We start from the raw sequence: 18213 nt of genomic DNA on the forward strand, positions 1-18213 counted from the left end.
AGCCCCTCAGCCCGGTGCAACCGACGGATCTCCGCCCAGTCCTCCACCTTCAACACCTCACCAGGGTCCAGGGGCGGGTCACGATTCGGCCGGAACCACAGGGTCAGTCTTCAGGCGGAATCAACAGGCGTCGGGCGCTGGGCGCCCTCCTTTTCCGGCACTGCGTGCGATCGCTGTATCGCTTGGACTCGGCTTGGCGGCTGCGCGGTCGGAACGCTTGGGTGCTGTTCGGGGTTGGGGTGACTGGCTGAGGTGTGCTTGGGGCTTGTTTGGGGACGGGTTGGGTCCTTGGTGGTGGGCGTGTCTCGGGTGGGGGGTTGGGGCGGCTAGGGTGGAGGGCGCTATGGCTCAAGAGGTGACCTTTTACGAAGCGGTCGGCGGTGAGGAGACCTTCCGGCGCCTGGTCCACCGCTTCTACCAGGGTGTCGCGGAGGACCCGGTACTCCGTCCCCTCTATCCCGAGGAAGATCTCGGCCCTGCCGAGGAGCGGCTGCTGCTCTTCCTCATCCAGTACTGGGGCGGCCCCAACACCTACAGCCGGCAGCGCGGCCATCCGCGCTTGAGGATGCGGCACGCGCCGTTCGTGATCGGGGAGCGCGAGCGCGAGGCGTGGTTGCGGCACATGCGGGACGCGGTGGACGAGCTGGAGCTTCCCGAGGATCTGGAACGGATGCTCTGGGACTACTTCACGATGGCCGCGCGCAGCATGGTCAACTCGCCGACCTGACGGCTGGCACAGGGTGCCCCTGTGCCAGCCGGTGTCGGCTCAGAGGGGTGGGCGCTGGAGGCGCAGGGGGTCGGTCTCCACGTTCGGTGCCGACTTGAAGAGTTGCGGGCTCGGGGTGGTCCCGGCCCAGCGGTTCAGGTCGGCTATCGCCTTGGCCTGCTGGTCGGCGGGCAGCCTCGTGATGAGCCTGGCGCTGTGGTTCATACCGGGCGCCGTGTAGACGGCAGAGTCGGTGCTGCCCTTGCCCAGGCAGAAGCGCTCCGAGCCCCACGGGTCGTTCTCGCCGTAGATGAACATCAGGCGGCTGCCGTGGTTGCGCACCCAGCGGTCGATGTCCCGCATGGCCCGTCCGCCGTCGAACCGCATCGGGATGTTCATGGGGACGTACGTACGGGGCTGGTAGCTGCTCTCGTACCGCAGGAGGGGGCGCAGCCAGGTGAACTGTGGTGTCGGCCAGCCCAGTTGCGTACCTGCCTGGTAGTAGTACGGGATGTACGGCGCAAGTCCCTGGTCGGTGTAGAAGGACAGGCCGGAGATGGCGTTCAGGCTCGCGTACAGGTCGTCGTCGGAGGCGTCCAGTGGGGGCAGATCGGGGCAGTCGGTCTGGAGGCTGTACTGCCAGAACGCCCACTCGTAGTCCATGACGGAGTTCTCGAAGGCCCGGTCGGGCGTCCGCAGGAGGGAGAACGTCCAGCCGTTGCGCGCGGCCTCGGCCTTGAACCTCGCGAGCATGGCGGGACGCCGCTTGAGGAACTCGCGGGCCAGGTTCTTCAGGTGGGCCCGGCACTCGTCGTCGGTGCCGACGGTCCGGAAGAACTCGTCGTACCGGCTGTCCTCGTCGTTGTCGGAGTCGTTGGGCGCGACGTACACCACGCTGCCGTCCACGTCGCCGGGGTAGAAGCGCTTGTGGTAGACGGCCGTCATGCCGCCCTTGCTGGCCCCGGTGGAGATCCACTTGCGGTTGTAGATCTTTTTGAGCGCGCCGATGAGCCGGTGCTCGTCGGTGGCCGCCTGCCAGATGGTGTCCTTGGTCCAGTCGGCGGGTTCGGGTCTGGACGGGGTGAAGTAGCGGTGCTCCAGCGAGATCTGGTTGCCGTCCACCAGCGTCGTCGGCTCGGCCGTGAACATCGTCTCCGGCGTGTTGTAGCCGCTGGTGTAAAGCACCACCGGCCTGTCCTCGGACTTGTGCTGGAGCATCAGCCGCTGTTCGAACCACCGCCCGTGGGGTCGCCTGTGGTCCACCGGCTGCCGGTACGTCAGCCAGAACCACCGGACACCGGCGATGGTCGAGGTCCTCTCCTCGACCTTCATGCCGGGGATCGCCTTCAGCCGGTCGGCGATGTCCCCGACCGCGGGAGCGGCCTGGACGGCCTGCGCCGCCGTACCGGTCAGCCCGGCGGCCAGCAGCAGGGCGAGCACACCTCGTGAGACGCGCCGCATCGTCATCCCCTTCGCCTGGGAGCACAATTAGCGAGGCGACACTAAGGGGAAAAGAACGGGCAAAACGGGTCTCTGTCGTGCTTGTTACTCGTCCGTGATCATGTGGGCATAGTACTTCAGGATGTGGCCGACCCCACGAGCCGGACGAACTCCTCCATGCACGTCAGGCAGTGGGCGGCATGGCGGCTGAGCCGCTGGATGTCGATCTCGGGATACACGCCGTTCGCCCGCGCGAAGTCACGCACATAGGGGCACGGGCGCGGCTCGTCTTCGGCGGACGAGGTCATCCGGGGCGCGCCACCGCCGGAGGCGTTCATCTAAAGCTCCGTGAGCGTCGGCGGCGGATGTTGGATTTCCACATCTCCACTACGCGCGATGGTCGGGGACGGTTCGGCCCGTTCGGTAACACCGGGAGCCGCACCCGTGGACCTGCGTGAACCGGGTGCGGCGTTCCGGGAAACCGAACGGTGAGCGAGAGCCAGGTCAGTCGCGGGTCAGCCTGCGGTGCGTGACCCGGTGCGGGCGGGCCGCCTCGGCGCCCAGCCGGTCGATCTTGTTCTTCTCGTAGTCGGCGAAGTTGCCCTCGAACCAGAACCAGTTGGAGCCTTCCTCCCACGCCAGGATGTGGGTGGCGATGCGGTCCAGGAACCACCGGTCGTGCGAGGTGATCACCGCGCAGCCGGGGAAGTCCAGTAGCGCATTCTCCAGAGAACTCAGCGTCTCGGTGTCGAGGTCGTTGGTGGGCTCGTCCAGCAGCAGAACGTTGCCGCCCTGCTTGAGGGTCAGCGCCAGGTTCAGCCGGTTGCGCTCGCCGCCCGACAGCACGCCCGCGGGCTTCTGCTGGTCGGGCCCCTTGAACCCGAACGCGGCGACATACGCCCGCGACGGCATCTCGACCTGGCCGACCCTGATGTGGTCGCGCTCGTCCGAGACGACCTGCCACACGGTCTTGGACGGGTCGATGCCGCCCCGGCTCTGGTCGACATAGGAGATCTTGACGGTGTCGCCGATCCTGAGCTCACCCGCGTCCGGCTGCTCCTCACCGATGATCATGCGGAACAGCGTGGTCTTGCCGACCCCGTTGGGGCCGATGACGCCGACGATGCCGTTCGGAGGCAGGTTGAACGACAGCTTCTCCATCAGCACCCGGTCGCCGAACCCCTTGGTCAGGTCCTCGGCGACGATCACCGTGCTGCCCAGCCGCGGGCCCGGCGGGATCTGGATCTCCTCGAAGTCCAGCTTCCGGGTCTTGGCCGCCTCGGCCGCCATCTCCTCGTACCGCTGGAGACGCGCCTTGCTCTTGGTCTGCCGCGCCTTCGGGTTGGAGCGGACCCACTCCAGTTCCTCCTGGAGGCGCTTCTTGCGCTTGGCGTCCTTGTTGCCCTCGACCTTGAGCCGGTCCGCCTTCTTCTCCAGGTACGTCGAGTAGTTGCCCTCGTACGGGTACAGCCGTCCCCTGTCGACCTCGCAGATCCAGCCCGCCACGTTGTCCAGGAAGTACCGGTCGTGGGTGACGGCCAGGACCGTCCCCTCGTACTTCTCCAGGTACTGCTCCAGCCACTGGACGCTCTCCGCGTCCAAGTGGTTGGTGGGCTCGTCCAGCAGCAGCAGGTCGGGATGTTCGAGCAGCAGCTTGCAGAGCGCCACCCGGCGCCGTTCACCACCCGACAGCCGCGTCACCGGCAGGTCCCCGGGCGGGCACCGGAGCGCGTCCATGGCCTGTTCGAGCTGGCTGTCGAGGTCCCAGGCGTTGCGGTGGTCGAGCTGCTCCTGGAGCTTGCCCATCTCCTCCATCAGCTCGTCGGAGTAGTCGGTCGCCATCTTCTCGGCGATCTCGTTGAACCGGTCGAGCATCGCCTTGGTCTCGGCGACCCCTTCCTCGACGTTGCCGAGGACCGTCTTCTCCTCGTTGAGCGGCGGTTCCTGCTGGAGCAGCCCCACCGTGTACCCCGGCATGAGCCGGGCGTCGCCGTTGGACGGCTGCTCCAGGCCGGCCATCATCCGCAACAGCGTGGACTTGCCCATCCCGTTCGGCCCCAGAACGCCGATCTTCGCTCCGGGCAGGAAGCTCATGGTGACGTCATCAAGGATGACCTTGTCACCGTGCGCCTTGCGCACGCGCTGAAACGTGAAGATGTACTCCGCCATATGCTCAAGCCTATTGGGTGCCGGGGGGTGGTGTGTTTATTGGCGGCGGGCGCGGGGCGTCTTCCGTGCGGCGACGCGCGGCCGGGGGCGTGGCTTCGCTCGGCCCCGCGTAGGTGGTGGTGATTACTGGTGGTTGGTCGGTTTTGGGGTGAAAGTTAGCGGGCTATTCGCCGGCGGCCTTCGAGCCGTCCAGGGCGGGGAGGCAGACTCGGTCGCGGCCGGACTGCTTGGCCCGGTAGAGGGCGAGGTCGGCGGCGGCCAGCAGCTCGATCAGGTCTTCGCCGTGCATGCGGAACAGCGCCACGCCCACGGAGATCGTCACGGCGACCGTGCCGTCCTCGGCGGGGACGGCCAGGCGCCGCACGCGGCCGCGCAGGCGTTCGGCGACGCGGCACGCCTCCACCGTGTCCGCTCCGGGCAGCAGTACGACGAACTCCTCGCCGCCGAACCGTCCCACGATGTCGTAGTCCCGCAACTGGCCGCAGAGGGTGGTGGCGACGCCCACCAGCACCTGATCTCCGACCAGGTGGCCGTGGGTGTCGTTCACCCGCTTGAAGTGGTCGATGTCGATCAGCAGCAGCGCCAGCGGGTCGTGGGTGCGTTGCGCGCGGGACAGCTCGGTGTCGGCCTCGCGCTGCCAGGCCGCCGCGTTCAGCAGGCCCGTCTTGGCGTCGGTGCGGGCCGCCGCCTGCAACTGCTGATGCATCAGGCTCCGCTGCAACAGCACCACCGGAGGCAACGCCAGCACCAGCAGTCCCAGCGACAGCGCGCTGACGATGGCGACCAGGACGCCGACGCACAGCTCCACCACGTCCAGAAGAAGACTCTCGCGGTTCCACAGGAGGTCCCGCCAGCGCCCGCCCGGGTTGGCGGCATGCGCCGCGATCACCACCAGGATCGTGTCCAGCACCGTGAACAGCGCGGCACAGCCCACCGCCACGAGCAGGTCGAGGGAGCCCCCGACCACCCAGGTCGGCGTCCCGCCCAGCGGCTCGGGCACCGCCAAGTGGAACACCAGCGACGCGGCGCCGCCCGCCAGGCCCTGCGCCGACATGACCAGGACCCGCCGGTACAGCAGCGTGCGCCGCACCCTGAACTGCATCAGCAGTTGCACCGGCACCGGGATCAGCAACGCGTACACCGGCGGCAGGAGCAGTGCGACCGGCAGCCACCAGGCCGACAGCATGTCGCGGGCGACGCCCGCCGGCATCCCGAGCCGCCGGGACGCCTCGATGCAAACGACGCCGCAGGCCAGCAGTGCGGCAAGAGTCAGTAGATCATTCGAGCGCGGAACGGCGTTCAGCACCGCCACGACCGTCAGCGCCAGATGCGTCGCGACGACCAGAGGCACATACACCGCCAGCAGGGACGGGCGCAACGGAACCGCCAGCAGCCTGGGCTTCCTGGCCAGATCCCCGCCGCGGTCACCAGCGGACGACCGCACAGCCGTCATCCTTCCCCCTAAGCCTCACGTTGTGTAACACGATAATTGCAAGGTGTGCGGAGCGGGCTGGAAACCGGTACCTTCGATAACGCACAAGTGGGTAGCCGAGCCGTGACCCACCGTAGGAGCAGCGAAACCGCTGTCCGCCGCACATCCAGAGGGGGAGTAGACATGAGCGGCATTTCCTGGATATAGCGCGGCCGCGACCCGACGACGCGGGGGCGCCAGCCGGTGGATCCCCGCCCGCCGCCGCGCCCCCTTCTCCCGAACGAGTCCCCCGCGAGCCGTCACCTCCCCGCTCCACTCCGGATCGGCCCGAACCGGCCCATCCGTCCACACCCGCGGTGGCACCGCCCTGAACCGTTCTCTCGGACACCCTCGTACGACAGGCTGGGACAGGCGGCCGGTTGACGCGACGCCGAGGCGCGGTCGAGGTGACGGGCGACCGCGGCAACGGGGTGACCGCTCGCGGGACGGTGATGCGGCATGTCGTTGCAGGAGTACGAGCCCACGGCACCGGGTGGCGGCGCCCGGCTGCTCACCGGGGTGGGCGCCGGTCTCGTATCGGGACTGGCGGTCGGCGGGCTGATGGCATGGCAGGGCCTGATCGAGTCGCATGGCGCCTACGGCTGGGCCATCTTCGCCGCGTACGCGACCGTCACCGGCGGGCTGCTGGGCGCGATCGTCGGACGGCGGCCCTACGGCACGGCGGTGTCCGCGTCGGGCGGGCTGCTCCTCGGGCTGCTCGGCTGGGTGGTCTGGTGGCCGACCGTGGACCCGCTGCTGCGTTCCACCACCCTGACCTGGTCGATCGCGGCGGCAAGGGACGCCTACCCCGAACTGGTCGGCTCACTGCTGCAAGGCGCCCTCGCCGGGACGCTCTATCACCTGGGCACCACCCTTCTCCCGGTGCGCGTGGGCGCCCGCCGTCCACCCAAGATCAGGGCGGCGCGGCCTCCCGCGGCGCTCGTGGTCATCGTCGGCGGCGGGTTCGGCGGCGTCAGCGCCGCCCGCAGGTTCGAGCGGCTGAACCTGCGCTCCGACCGCTTCGCGGTGACCCTGATCAGCGACTCCAACTTCCTGCTGTTCACCCCGATGCTCGCCGAGGTCGCCTCGGGCGGGCTGGAGGCACAGCACATCAGCTCACCCGTCCGCGCGGCCGTCACGCACACCAGGTTCCGCCACGGCCGCGTGACCCACATCGACATCGCGCGGCGGCTCGTCCACCTGGAGGGCCCGGGCGAGAGCGTCCCCTACGACCACCTGGTACTGGCGGTCGGGTCCGTTCCTCATTTCCTGGACCTGCCGGGCGTCGCCGAGCACGCCTTCACGCTCAAGTCGCTCGCCGACGCGGCACGGCTGCGCGACCAGGTGCTGACCATGCTGGAGCGGGCCGACCAGGAGACCGACCCCCGCGAGCGGGCGCGGCTTCTCACGTTCGTCGTCGCGGGCGGCGGGTTCGCCGGGACGGAGGCGGTCGCCGAGCTCTACGACCTCACCCACGGCGTGCTCCACTTCTACCCCGGCATCGACCCTGACGAGCCGCGCTTCGTCCTCGTCCACTCGGGCAAGCGCATCCTGCCCGAACTGTCGGAGCGTCTGGGCGACTACGCGCTCGGCAAGCTGCGTGCACGCGGTATCGAGTTCCGCCTGGGCGTCCGGGTGAGTTCGGCCGGCGACCGCGAGGTGACGCTGAACGACGGGGAGGTCATCTCCACGGCCACCTTCGTCTGGGCGGCGGGCAACCGGCCCAACCCACTGCTGCGGTCGCTGCCCGGCGAACGCGGCCGCGGCGGCTCGGTCCCCGTCGACCGGACACTGCGCGCCTTCGAGCTGGAGGACGTCTGGGCGATCGGCGACTGCGCCCACATCCCCGGCCCGGACGGCGCCCCGTACCCGCCGACCGCCCAGCACGCGATCCGCGAAGGCAAGGCCGTCGCCGACAACATCGCGGCCGTCCTCAAGGGCCGCCGCCCCCGTCCGTTCCGCTTCACCACCCTCGGCATCTTCGTCGCGCTCGGCCATCGCACCGCCGCCGGAGAGATCCGCGGCCGCCCGTTCTCGGGACTGACCGCCTGGCTCCTCTGGCGCGGCATCTACCTGGCCAAACTCCCCGGCCTCGAACGCCGTGTCCGGGTCCTCCTCGACTGGGCGCTCGAACTGGTCTTCCCCCGCGACATCGTCGTCACCGGCACCCAGACCACAACCCCGCTCACAACGCGAGGCCCCCAATGACCCCCATCCCCAACCACCAACCACCACCCCCGCCCCACGGACAGCCGCCGAACCTCCGCACAACGCCACCCACACCCAACACAACACCACCCGCAAACCGTGAGGCGCCGCCCACAGCAATCGGGGGACCATCCACAGCAAGCGGAGAGCTGCTGGACTCCCGTACGGCGCCGCACGCAGCGCACGCGACACCGCCCCTCGCGCGTGAGGGGCCGCACGCAGCACAGGGGAAGGCACCGGATCCGCGCACGATGCCGCGCGCAGAGCACACGCCACCGTCTGCAAACCCTGGGGAGCCGCACGCAGGACGCAAAAGGCTGACGGATCCCCGTATGGCGCCGCCCGTGGCGCACACAACGCCGGCCGCAGTGCGTGGGGGGCTGTCCGCAGCACAGGGAGGGATGGCGGATCCCCACACGATGCCGCCCGTGGCGCACGCGACGCCGCGAGGGGGGCCTGCTGCGGGTGGGGGGCTTCCCACGGCGCGTGGGGGGTTGCCTGGGGTACGTGGGGCTTTGCCGGGTGCGTTGGCGGGGCTGGCCGGGGGCGTGGTGTTCGCTGCCGCGATGGGTTCGCTGGGCACGCTCCCGGCCGTGGCGGCGCTTGTCCGGTCGGACTCGGCCTGGGTCGGCCTCGCGCTGCACCTGGCGATCGCCGCCCTGGTCGGGGCCGGGTTCGGGCTCCTCGCGGCGCACCAGCGGATCCGTTCGAGCGAGCTGCTGTTCTGGGGCCTGGCCTATGGGGTGTTCTGGTGGTTCCTCGGGACACTGACCCTCCTTCCTCTGCTGACCGGGACGCCGCTTACCTGGAGCCTTGAGGCCGCCCAAGCCGCCGTGCCGAGCCTTCTGGGCCACCTCTACTACGGCGCGGTCACCGCCGTCGCCTTCGCCCTGCTGCACAGGGACGGCCAAGGCGATGACCACCTGCGGCCTCGTACGTTGCTGCGCGGCCTGCTCTCCGCGCTCGTCGTCGCCTGCTTCCTCGTCCTCGCCTTCGGTGTCGGCGCCGGGGCACGCCTGGGCTGGCTGCCGGCCGTCGCGATGTGCATGGGCATCTGCTATCCGGTGGTGTTCACCGGCCGTACCGAGGGCACCGGGCCGGCGCTTGTCCGTGGCACCGCCTACGGGTTCCTCTGGTGGATCGTGGTCAGCCTCACCTTCACGCCCTTGGTGGACGAGGGCGCGCTCGGCTGGGACCAGACCACGGTCGCCGCGGCCATGACGCGGCTTCCGCCGTACCTGCTGGCGGGCGCCGGCATCGCGGCCGTCTTCGGCTTGCTCGGCTCGCTCTCACGCAGCCTGCTGGTGGACGACGTCAGGCTCCTCCACCACGAGACCAGCACACGCGGCCTGCGGGTCGTCGGCTATGGCGCCGTCTCCGGGCTCCTCGGCGGCATCATCTTCGGCTTCGTCTGGTACGCCGTGGACGTCCTGCCCACCGTGGCCGGACTGGTCGGCGCCCGCGGCGTCGTCGCGGGATGGCTCGTCCACCTGGTCATCGCCCAGATCATCGGTGTCTCCTATGCGGTCCTGTTCCGGGGACGCAGCTACGACCTCACCTCCGGCATCGGCTGGGGCCTCTCGTACGGCTTCTTCTGGTGGACGTTCGGCGCCCTGACCCTGCTCCCCGTGCTGCTGGGCCTGCCCCCGCGCTGGAACGCCACCGCCATCGCCGCCGCCTTCTCGGGCCTCATCGGACATCTCGCCTACGGCGCCGCCCTGGGCGCCACATACGCCCGGCTGGAACACCGGCACAACCCCTGGTGGATAGCCCGCAGCCGGGCCGAAGCCGCACGAGCCACCGCACGCCGCGAACAGATCCTGGGCTCGGCCCCCGCGCTTTGGATCCTCACCATCCTCATCTCGCTGACCATTCCCGTCCTGGTGGGCACCACCTGACGGGGACACGGCGACCACGGGATCGACGGCCACCGTGAGCGTCCTCTGGCGGGGGCGGGTCGCGGGTGCCCCTGGTGGGACGCATGGCGGAGCGATGCCCACCTACGTTGGGATGCCCCTCGTTCCCCGATGCGGCCGGCGTCCGGACCGTCCACCTGGCCGAGATTCTGGCCTCGACGGAGGAGGAGGCCGCCCAATGAACGGCCGCCCAGGGGTTAGGCGGCTTGGGGTTGTTGTTGGGGGTCTTGGTCGGTTTCAGGGGTTTCCGTGGTCGGTTGGTCTTCGAGAGCGGTGCTGGTCGGGGCTTCGGGGGCGGGGCCGGTCAGGGCCCACTGGTCGGTCACCTCCCGGGCCTCTCGGCGGTCTTCTTCGGTGAGGGCGCCGCCGCGCTGGACGGGACGGAAGTGGGCGGTGCCGCGGGACAGGTCGTGGCCCAGGGTGGTGGCCTCGATCTCGGCGGAGAAGCGCCACTGGCCGTCGCGTTCGTACTGGCGGACGCGGAGGCGGCCGGTGACGACCACGGGCTGGCCGCGTTTGAGCTCGGAGGCGTTGACGTTGTCCGCCAGGCCGCGCCAGCAGTTGACGGTGAGGAACATGGTCTCGCCGTCCTGCCATTGGCCGAGCCCCCTGTCGAAACGGCGCGGGGTGACGCCCACCCGCACCGACAGGAACGGGGTGCCGTTGGCGGTGATGGTGAAGAAGGGCTCGGCGGCGAGCCAGCCGACCACGGTGACGTTCGCTTCGTTCATGGCTGCTCCGTTCTCATCGGACGACCACACAACGGTGACCGATGAGAACGGAGCGCGACAAGAGACCCAATGGGCTGTGGATAACTCAGCCGTTCAGGACGTTGGTCACCTCGTGGCGGAAGTGGCCGTAGCGGTCCAGCTCGGCGGCCACCGGGTCGAGGACCTTCTCCTGGGCGACCTCCTCGATGCGTTCCCGCATGTGGGTCTCCATCCGCTGGCCGTGCTTGGCGGCCTGGAGCGCCACCAGGTTGCGGCAGGCCGCGGACGTGAGGGCGCCCATGCCCAGGGTGCAGGCGACCAGGACCGTGACGTAGGGGATGAGGCCCGTCCCGCCCAGCAGGGCGTTGGGGTCGCCGCCGTCGGGGCCGACCACGGCGTAGACCAGGAGGAGGGCGATCCACAGCACGCCGAGCCCGCTGACCAGGACGAGGAAGTACTGCCACGTCTTCACCAGCCACCACCAGCCGGGGATCTGGTTGAACGAGGGCAGCGCGTCCATCAGGGCGGCGCCGAGCGACTCGGGGAGCTCGGAGGCGTGGGAGCGGGCCGCGGCCCGTACCGAACGGGCCCACGGCTCGGGCAGGGTGCGGGTGACGCCTTCGGTGACGCCCTGGAGGGCGGTGTCGATGTCGCCCTGCTGGGCGCCGATGGGGCCGGTGAAGGCGTTGCGCAGCTCGTCGCGGAGCTCGGTCAGCCGCATCCGGCGCAGCGGGTCGCTGCGCAGGCGGGTGACCAGCGCGCCGACGGGCCAGCCGACGAAGTCGGCGGCGCGCAGCTCGTAGGCGCTCTCCATGGCCTCGGCGACGGCGGGCGCCCCGGCCGCGTCGGCGAGGGCCTGGACGAGCTGGGCGCGGCGGTCGGGGGCGACGCCGGACGGTGGCTCGATGTCGCCCCGGTAGGCGGCGAGGCGTTCGGCGAGCCTGTCGATGTCGGCGTGCAGGCGTTCGCCGCGGGCCCGCCGGGCGGCGACGGTGTCGACCAGCACCTCCCGGAAGCCGCGGACCCCGGCCTGGTCGAGCGCGGACGTGGTGACGATGCGGGGGTCGGCCAGGCCCTCGGCCTGGAGCAGGCGGCGCAGGTCGGCGACGCAGTCCTCGACCTCGAACGACTGGAGCCGGTCGATCTGGTTGAGGACGATCAGCGTCACGGCGGCGTGCCGGGCGAACGGGACGATGTAGTTGCGGTGCAGGGCCGCGTCGGCGTACTTCTGCGGGTCCACCACCCACACCAGCAGGTCGGCGATGCTGACGAAGCGGTCGACCTCGGCGCGGTGGACGGCCTGGATGGAGTCGTGGTCGGGCAGGTCCAGCAGGACCAGGCCGTGCAGGGAGCTGTCGTCGCGTTCGGTGTCCAGGGCGCTGGCGCGGGCGTAGCGGTGCCGCTTGTCGACGTCGAGCCAGTCGAGGAGCGGCCCGGCGCCGTCCAGGCCCCAGACGCAGGCGTGGGCGCGCGAGGTCATCGGGCGGCGCAGCCCGGTGGGTGAGAGCTCCAGCCCGCAGACGGCGTTGAACAGGGACGACTTGCCGCTGCCCGTCCCGCCGGCGAGGGTCACGACGGTGTGGTCGCCCGACAGGCGCAGCCGCTGGCCGGCACGGTCGAGCAGTTCGACGGCGTCCTCCAGCAGGACGGGGTCGAGCCTGCCGCCGCCGTACTGGACGAGCCGGTCGAGGCCGTCGAGGCGGGCGGCCACGCCGGAGCCGGGCTCGGCGGCGGGCACGGGTGGCGCGGTATGGGAGCGACGGCCGCCCGCGCCGTCCGGGGGGACGTTCGCTGAGGCGGGGATGGCCGATGTGGTCATCGGGCGACCTCGAGGTTGTAGGTGGCCTGGTACAACTGGACGGGCACGGTCTCGTCGGGGATGCCGGCGGCGTCGATGGCCTGCCCGTAGCGGATCGCCTCCTCGTCGAAGAGCATCCCGATCCGGTTGCGCAGGTCGGCGCGGGCCTTGGCGCCCATGCCGCGCAGCGACTCGGCGCCGAACAGGGCGTTGAGCAGCCGCTGCGGCACGGCGCTCGTGCCGCCCTCGACCGCGACCTCGGACGTACCGTACCCGAGCAGACCGACCGTCAGGACCAGGGAGACCGCCTCCGAATCGAACGAGACCAGCTTGGCGACGGAGCGCTTGGTGACGCCCTCGGTGCGGATCAGCTCCTGAACGTGGTCCTGCCAGGCGCTGACCGCGCGGGTGACGCGGCGGGACAGTTCGGGGGACGCGTGGCCGAGGCCGGCGGCGGGACCGGCCAGGACCTGGCGGCCCGCGGGGTGCTCCCGCCACGAGACGACGACCTGCTCGGCGGCGTGCTCGGCGGTCGAGCAGATCAGCGATTCCAGGGCGCTGCGCAGCGCGGCCTTCAGCGCGCGGACCCGGGCGGGGTTGCGGCGCCTGCTGGAGGCCCTGCGGCTGGGACGGCCGCGCGGCGCGCGCAGGGAGCGCAGCAGGTCTCCGGTGCCGGCGAAGTCCTGCCAGCGGGCGAGCACCTCGCCGCGCAACAGGGAGCCGTTGCGGGTGGCCTCGTCCAGCTCGGCCAGCGCGGTGCCGTAGGCGGTGTCGACCGCGTGGGCCAGCTCGGCGCGCTGCTCCACCTGCGCCTCGACCTGCTTGGCCAGCTCGGGTACGCGGGTGCGGAAGCTGTTGAGGACGGCGGCCAGGGTGTCGCCGATGACGATCGTGCGGTCGTCGGCGCTCTCGGCCATGCCGACCAGCCACTCCCGGATGTCCTCGACGGCCTCCTCGGGGAGCCGGCTGTCCTCCACCCGGGTCTCCGGGACGGTGAACCTGCGGGTCTCGCCGACCTCGTGTTCGGCGAGCATCTCGCCGAAGTGCTCGACGACCTCGGCGCCCGCCCCGTCGGGCACGCGGGACAGCACGACGCCGACGGTGGCGCCGTTCTCCTTGGCGCGCCGCAGCATCTCCCAGACCTGGGCGTCGGCGTAGCGGGCGGCGGTGGTGACGCACAGCCACAGGTCGGCGGCGGCCATCAGCTTGGTGGCGAACTCGTAGTGGTCCTCGAAGACCGAGTCGAAGTCGGGGCTGTCGAGCAGCGCCAGCCCGGGCGGCAGCGACTCGCTGCCGATCACGACGAGCTGGTCGCCGGCGATGGCGTCGGGGGCGGGGCCGCGGACCCGTCCCATGCCGGGCAGCATCGGCCCGTTCAGGAACCAGTCGGCGTGGTCGGGGTGGCACACCAGGATGGGGCTGCTGGTGGTGGGGCGCAGCACGCCGGTGGCGCTGACCCGCGCCCCGACCAGCGTGTTGACCAGGGTGGACTTGCCCGCTCCCGTGGATCCGCCCAGCACCACCAGCATCGGGCTCGCGGACGCCTGGATCCGGGGCAGGACGTAGTCGTCGAGCTGGTTGCGCAGTTCGAGCTGGGCCTCGCGGGCCGCCTCCACGCCCGGGACCTCCAGCAGGAAGTCCAGCGCGGCGATCCGGTCGCGCAGGTCGGTGAGGATCCTGATCAGCTCGCCGCGCCGTATCTCGATGCCCGCCTGGAGGGCCTCGGCATCACCGGACGGGTCACCGGCTCCCGGGCCGCCGCCCGCGTCACCGGACCCGCCCGACCGCTCGGGACGGTCGAACCAGTGCGCCCACTGCGTCGCCGAGCCCTGGGTGCCGGTGTCGCCGCCCGCGGGGCCGCCCGCGCCGGTGTCGAACTCGACCGGGGCGGCGCCGCCCTTGGGCCTGTCCTCGTCCCTGTCCTTGTCCCTGTCCTCGTCCTTGGCGCGCCCTGACCGCCTGCCCTTTCCGCTGGACGGCTTCTTGCCGCCTGACGTGCTTCCGGGCGACGAGGCGGCGGCACCCTGGGGGGCGGCCTCGCTCACCGGCGTCTCGCCCTCACCACCGGGCGAGCCCTCACCACCGGGCGAGGCGGCGGGCACGTCGGCCTCGCCGTGGGGGCCGGGGGCCACGCCTGCCTCCTCGTCGTGTACCGCGCTCTGCTCTGCGGGGGGTGTCACGGGTCCCGTCCCAAGTCCGCTCGCATCATGTCGATCTCTCGTGCCACGTTGACCACGTCACCCACGACGACGATCGCCGGCGGCCGTACCCCGGCGGCCGCCATCTCCTCGGCCACCGTGCCCAGCGTTGCCGTCAGCGCTCGCTGGCCCGGGAGGGTGCCGTCCTGGACCACGGCGACCGGCATATCAGACGACCGACCATAGCGCATGAGGGTTTCGGCGATCAGCGTCATCCGCTCGACCGCCATCAGGAGGATCAGGGTGCCGCGGGACCGGCCCAGCGCGGGCCAGTCGACCGTGGAGGCGGGGTCGCCCGGGGGCACGTGCGCGGAGACCACGTGGAACTCCTGGGTGACGCCCCGGTGGGTGACCGGGATGCCCACGGCGGACGGCACGGCGACGGCGCTGGTGATGCCCGGGACGACGGTCACGGGGATGCCGTGCTTGGCGCAGTGCAGCACCTCCTCGGCGCCGCGCCCGAACACGAACGGGTCGCCTCCCTTGAGCCTGACCACGAACCTGCCCTGCCGGACGTGCTCGACGAGGTAGTCGTTGATGCGCTCCTGGGTGACGGTACGGCCGTAGGGGATCTTGGCGGCGTCCACCACCTGGACGTCGGCGGGCAGCTCGTCCAGCAGTTCGCGGGGGGCCAGCCGGTCGGTGACGACCACGTCGGCCTGCGCCAGGAGCTGCCGTCCCCGCACGGTGATCAGCCCGGGGTCGCCGGGGCCGCCGCCGACCAGCGCCACGCCGACCGGCTTGGCGCGGGAATGCCGGGCCTCCAGGGTGGCGTCGCGCAGCCCGTCCACGACGGCGTCGCGGATCCCGGCGGCGCGCCGGGGGTCGCCGCCCGCCACCACGCCGACGGTGGTCTCCCCCACCCGGCCGCTCGCGGGCGTCCAGGCCGCGGACGCGTCGGCGTCGTCGGCCCGAACGCACCAGATGCGGGACGCCTCGGCCTCGGCGGCGACGGCGGCGTTGACCTTGGCGTCGTCGGTGACGGCCTGCACGAGCCAGGCGCCGTCGCAGTCGCCCTTCCGGTACGGGCGGCGCAGCCAGGTGAGGTTGCCGTCCCCCGCGGCCAGGTCCTCAAGGGACGGGGTGACCTCGGGGGCGACGAGCACCACCTCCGCGCCCGCGGCCAGCAGCGCGGGCACCCGCCTCTGGGCGACGCGCCCCCCGCCGACGACGAGCACTCGTCGCCCGCCCAGTCGCAGGGCTAGCAGGTACGGGGGCACGTGAGGGTTCTTCCGATCGGGGCTGTGGAATCGTTCGCCGGCACCGGTGACGGACTCGTGATGATGTGGACCAAAGGTACTCGGGTTGCCGTCGTCATGGAGAGGGCTCCTCCAGTCGATAGCCGAGCGTGACTCATTCCGTGATCATGTCGTTACTCCGCCGGTTCACCGTGCCGGGTCCGGGCCGCGCGGGGTGGCGTCCCGGGCGGCGTCCCGGTCCGGGCGCTTCGCGCTGACCCCGGCCGAGTCGAACGTGGCGACCTCGTGAAAGACCCGTACCGCGCCCTGGACCAGCGGCAGTGCCAGCAGGGCGCCGGTGCCCTCACCGAGCCGCAGTTCGAGATCGACCAGCGGGCGAAGCCCCAGGTGACCTACGGTAGCCGAATGACCGGGCTCGGCCGAACGGTGCCCGGCAACGCACCCGCCGAGGGCCTGCGGCGCCAGCGCGGCGGCCACCAGCGCGGCGGCCCCGGCGATCACGCCGTCCAGCACGAGGGGGACGCGCAGCGCCGCCGCCCCGAGGATGAACCCGGCCAGCGCCCCGTGTTCCAGCCCCCCGACGGCGGCGAGCGCGCCCAGCGGGTCGCCGTCCGCGGATTCCCGGTCGAGGAGGCCGTGGCGGGTCAGGGCCGTGCGGACGACCTCGATCTTGCGGGCGTGGGTGGCGTCGTCGATGCCGGTCCCGCGTCCGGTGACGTCCTCGGGGGGCAGGCCGGTGAAGGCGGCGACCAGGGCGGCGGACGCGGTGGTGTTGGCGATGCCCATGTCACCGGTGAGCAGGCAGCGGGCTCCGGAGGCCACCAGTTCGCGGGCCACCTCGATGCCGACCGCGACGGACCGCACGGCCTGGTCGGGCGTCATCGCGGGACCTTCGGTGATGTCGGCCGTCCCGTGGGCGACCTTGCGGATGAGCAGGCCGGGGGCGCGCTCCAGGTCGGCGGCGACGCCCGCGTCCACGACGGTGACGGACGCGCCGACCTGCGCGGCGAACGCGTTGACGACCGCGCCTCCGGCGAGGAAGTTGGCCACCATCTGGGCGGTGACCTCCTGGGGCCAGGGCGAGACGCCGCGCGCGTGGACGCCGTGGTCGGCGGCGAAGATCGCGACGGCGGCGGGGCTGGGCATGGGCGGCGGGCACTGCCCCGCCAGCCCGGCCAGCCGTACGGGGACCTCTTCCAGGGCGCCCAGGGACCCGAGGGGCTTGGTGAGCCGGGCCTGGTGCTCGCGGGCGTCCCGCATGGCGGCCTCGTCCAGGGGACGGATGGCGGCGATCGTCTCCTCGATGAGCGCGCGGTCCTCGCTGGGGGTCATGGGATCTCCAATCCAAAAGGGGGGAAGGGGTCAGGCGCCCAGGTCGCCGAGCGCCTTGAGCAGGGAGTCGTTGGCGGCACGGTCGCGGACGGCGATGCGCAGCCAGTCCGGGCCGAGCCCTGGGAAGGTGTCGCCGCGCCGCACCGCGTAACCGCGCTGCCGCAGCAGAGCCCGGATGCCGAGCGCGTCGGGCATGCGCACGCACAGGAACGACGCCCGCGCCTCCGGGACGACGTAGAGGCCCCGGCCGGACAGTTCGGCGGCGAGCCGGTCCCGTTCGGCGGCCATGCCGGCGGCCCACGCCTCGGCTTCGGCGACGGCCTCGGGTGCCGAGCACGCCTCGATGGCGACCAGGGCCGGCGTGGACACCGCCCAGAGCGGCTGCGCCCCGGCCAGCACGTCGATCGTCGTCGGGTCGGCCAGGACGTAGCCGGCGCGGAGCCCGGCCAGTCCCCAGGTCTTGGTGAGGGAGCGGACGACGACCACCCCGGCGGGCAGCGGGGTGGCCAGGCTCTCCGGCTCTCCGGGGACGCAGTCCATGAACGCCTCGTCCACCACGACGGTACGGCCGGGACGGGCCAGCCCGGCGACCGCGGCGGCCGGGTGCAGGACGGACGTCGGGTTGGTCGGATTGCCGATCACGACCAGGTCGGCGTCGGCGGGCACGGCGGACGGGTCGAAGGTGAAGTCCTTGCCGAGGATCACCCGTTCGACCCGGTGACCGGCGGCGCGCAGGGCCGCCTCGGGCTCGGTGAACTGGGGGTGGACGACGGCGGCGAGCCGTGGCCGCAGCGCGCGGGCGATCAGGACGAACGCCTCGGCGGCGCCCGCGGTGAGCAGCACCTCGCGTTCGGCGCGCCCGTGCCGCCGGGCCACCGCGCGCCGGGCGGCGGCGGGGTCCGGGTAGGCGGCGAGGTCGGACATCGTGGCGCGCAGGCGTTCGGCGAGCCATGCCGGGGGCGTGCCCGCGCGGACGTTCACCGCGTGGTCCCGAAGCCCGTCGCCGACCTCGGCGTCGCCGTGATGCCGCAGGTCCACCTCGTGCTCGCCCGGTCCCGCCATGGTG

The 18213-nt window shown here is 71.7% G+C and carries 12 protein-coding genes and 1 pseudogene; 3 read left to right on the forward strand and 10 right to left on the reverse strand.

What is annotated here, in order from left to right; genetic code table 11:
• Positions 1 to 355: 355 nt before the first annotated feature.
• Positions 356 to 721, forward strand: a pseudogene (locus QSK21_RS25740) (globin); the annotation flags it as partial.
• Between the two features lie 45 nt (positions 722 to 766).
• Here the strand turns inward: QSK21_RS25740 and QSK21_RS25745 are convergent.
• The 4 genes from QSK21_RS25745 to QSK21_RS25760 form a co-directional block, all read right to left on the reverse strand.
• Positions 767 to 2167 carry a S28 family serine protease gene (locus QSK21_RS25745; protein ID WP_285699608.1) on the reverse strand — a complete coding sequence of 467 codons (1401 nt, stop codon included), beginning with the start codon at positions 2165 to 2167 and terminating at the stop codon, positions 767 to 769.
• A 116-nt stretch (positions 2168 to 2283) separates the two neighbouring features.
• On the reverse strand, positions 2284 to 2484 hold the full coding sequence (locus tag QSK21_RS25750; protein WP_285699610.1) for a hypothetical protein: 201 nt from the start codon (positions 2482 to 2484) through the stop codon (positions 2284 to 2286).
• Positions 2485 to 2650: 166 nt separating this feature from the next.
• Positions 2651 to 4315 (reverse strand): energy-dependent translational throttle protein EttA, encoded by a 1665-nt coding sequence (gene ettA / locus QSK21_RS25755; protein WP_285699611.1) that lies wholly within the window; start codon positions 4313 to 4315, stop codon positions 2651 to 2653.
• A gap of 163 nt (positions 4316 to 4478) precedes the next feature.
• Positions 4479 to 5768 carry a GGDEF domain-containing protein gene (locus QSK21_RS25760; RefSeq protein ID WP_285699612.1) on the reverse strand — a complete coding sequence of 430 codons (1290 nt, stop codon included), beginning with the start codon at positions 5766 to 5768 and terminating at the stop codon, positions 4479 to 4481.
• A 477-nt stretch (positions 5769 to 6245) separates the two neighbouring features.
• On the opposite strand from QSK21_RS25760, the gene QSK21_RS25765 reads away from it, so the two are divergent.
• Positions 6246 to 7994: an NAD(P)/FAD-dependent oxidoreductase gene (locus QSK21_RS25765; RefSeq protein ID WP_285699613.1), complete on the forward strand. Its 1749-nt coding sequence runs from the start codon at positions 6246 to 6248 to the stop codon at positions 7992 to 7994.
• 515 nt (positions 7995 to 8509) lie between these two features.
• On the forward strand, positions 8510 to 9892 hold the full coding sequence (locus QSK21_RS25770) for a hypothetical protein (RefSeq protein WP_285699614.1): 1383 nt from the start codon (positions 8510 to 8512) through the stop codon (positions 9890 to 9892).
• Positions 9893 to 10107: 215 nt separating this feature from the next.
• On the opposite strand, the gene QSK21_RS25775 is transcribed toward QSK21_RS25770, so the two are convergent.
• The 6 genes from QSK21_RS25775 to cobC all read right to left on the reverse strand — a co-directional run bounded on the left by QSK21_RS25775 (position 10108) and on the right by cobC (position 18209).
• Positions 10108 to 10641, reverse strand: a complete 534-nt coding sequence (locus QSK21_RS25775; RefSeq protein WP_285699615.1) for a single-stranded DNA-binding protein — start codon at positions 10639 to 10641, stop codon at positions 10108 to 10110.
• An 85-nt stretch (positions 10642 to 10726) separates the two neighbouring features.
• Positions 10727 to 12439, reverse strand: a complete 1713-nt coding sequence (locus QSK21_RS25780; RefSeq protein ID WP_285699616.1) for a P-loop NTPase family protein — start codon at positions 12437 to 12439, stop codon at positions 10727 to 10729.
• Positions 12436 to 14550, reverse strand: coding sequence for an AAA family ATPase (locus QSK21_RS25785; RefSeq protein ID WP_285699617.1), 2115 nt, complete (start codon positions 14548 to 14550; stop codon positions 12436 to 12438). Before QSK21_RS25785 ends, QSK21_RS25780 begins: the two co-directional genes overlap by 4 nt.
• A 44-nt stretch (positions 14551 to 14594) precedes the next feature.
• Positions 14595 to 15836: a uroporphyrinogen-III C-methyltransferase gene (gene cobA / locus QSK21_RS25790; protein ID WP_285699618.1), complete on the reverse strand. Its 1242-nt coding sequence runs from the start codon at positions 15834 to 15836 to the stop codon at positions 14595 to 14597.
• A 165-nt stretch (positions 15837 to 16001) separates the two neighbouring features.
• Positions 16002 to 17147 carry a nicotinate-nucleotide--dimethylbenzimidazole phosphoribosyltransferase gene (gene cobT, locus QSK21_RS25795; RefSeq protein ID WP_285699620.1) on the reverse strand — a complete coding sequence of 382 codons (1146 nt, stop codon included), beginning with the start codon at positions 17145 to 17147 and terminating at the stop codon, positions 16002 to 16004.
• A 30-nt stretch (positions 17148 to 17177) separates the two neighbouring features.
• Positions 17178 to 18209 carry an Rv2231c family histidinol phosphate aminotransferase CobC gene (gene cobC, locus QSK21_RS25800; RefSeq protein WP_285699744.1) on the reverse strand — a complete coding sequence of 344 codons (1032 nt, stop codon included), beginning with the start codon at positions 18207 to 18209 and terminating at the stop codon, positions 17178 to 17180.
• Positions 18210 to 18213 lie beyond the last annotated feature (4 nt).

The sequence above is a fragment of the Actinomadura sp. NBRC 104412 genome (assembly GCF_030269515.1).
Taxonomy (GTDB): Bacteria; Actinomycetota; Actinomycetes; order Streptosporangiales; family Streptosporangiaceae; genus Spirillospora.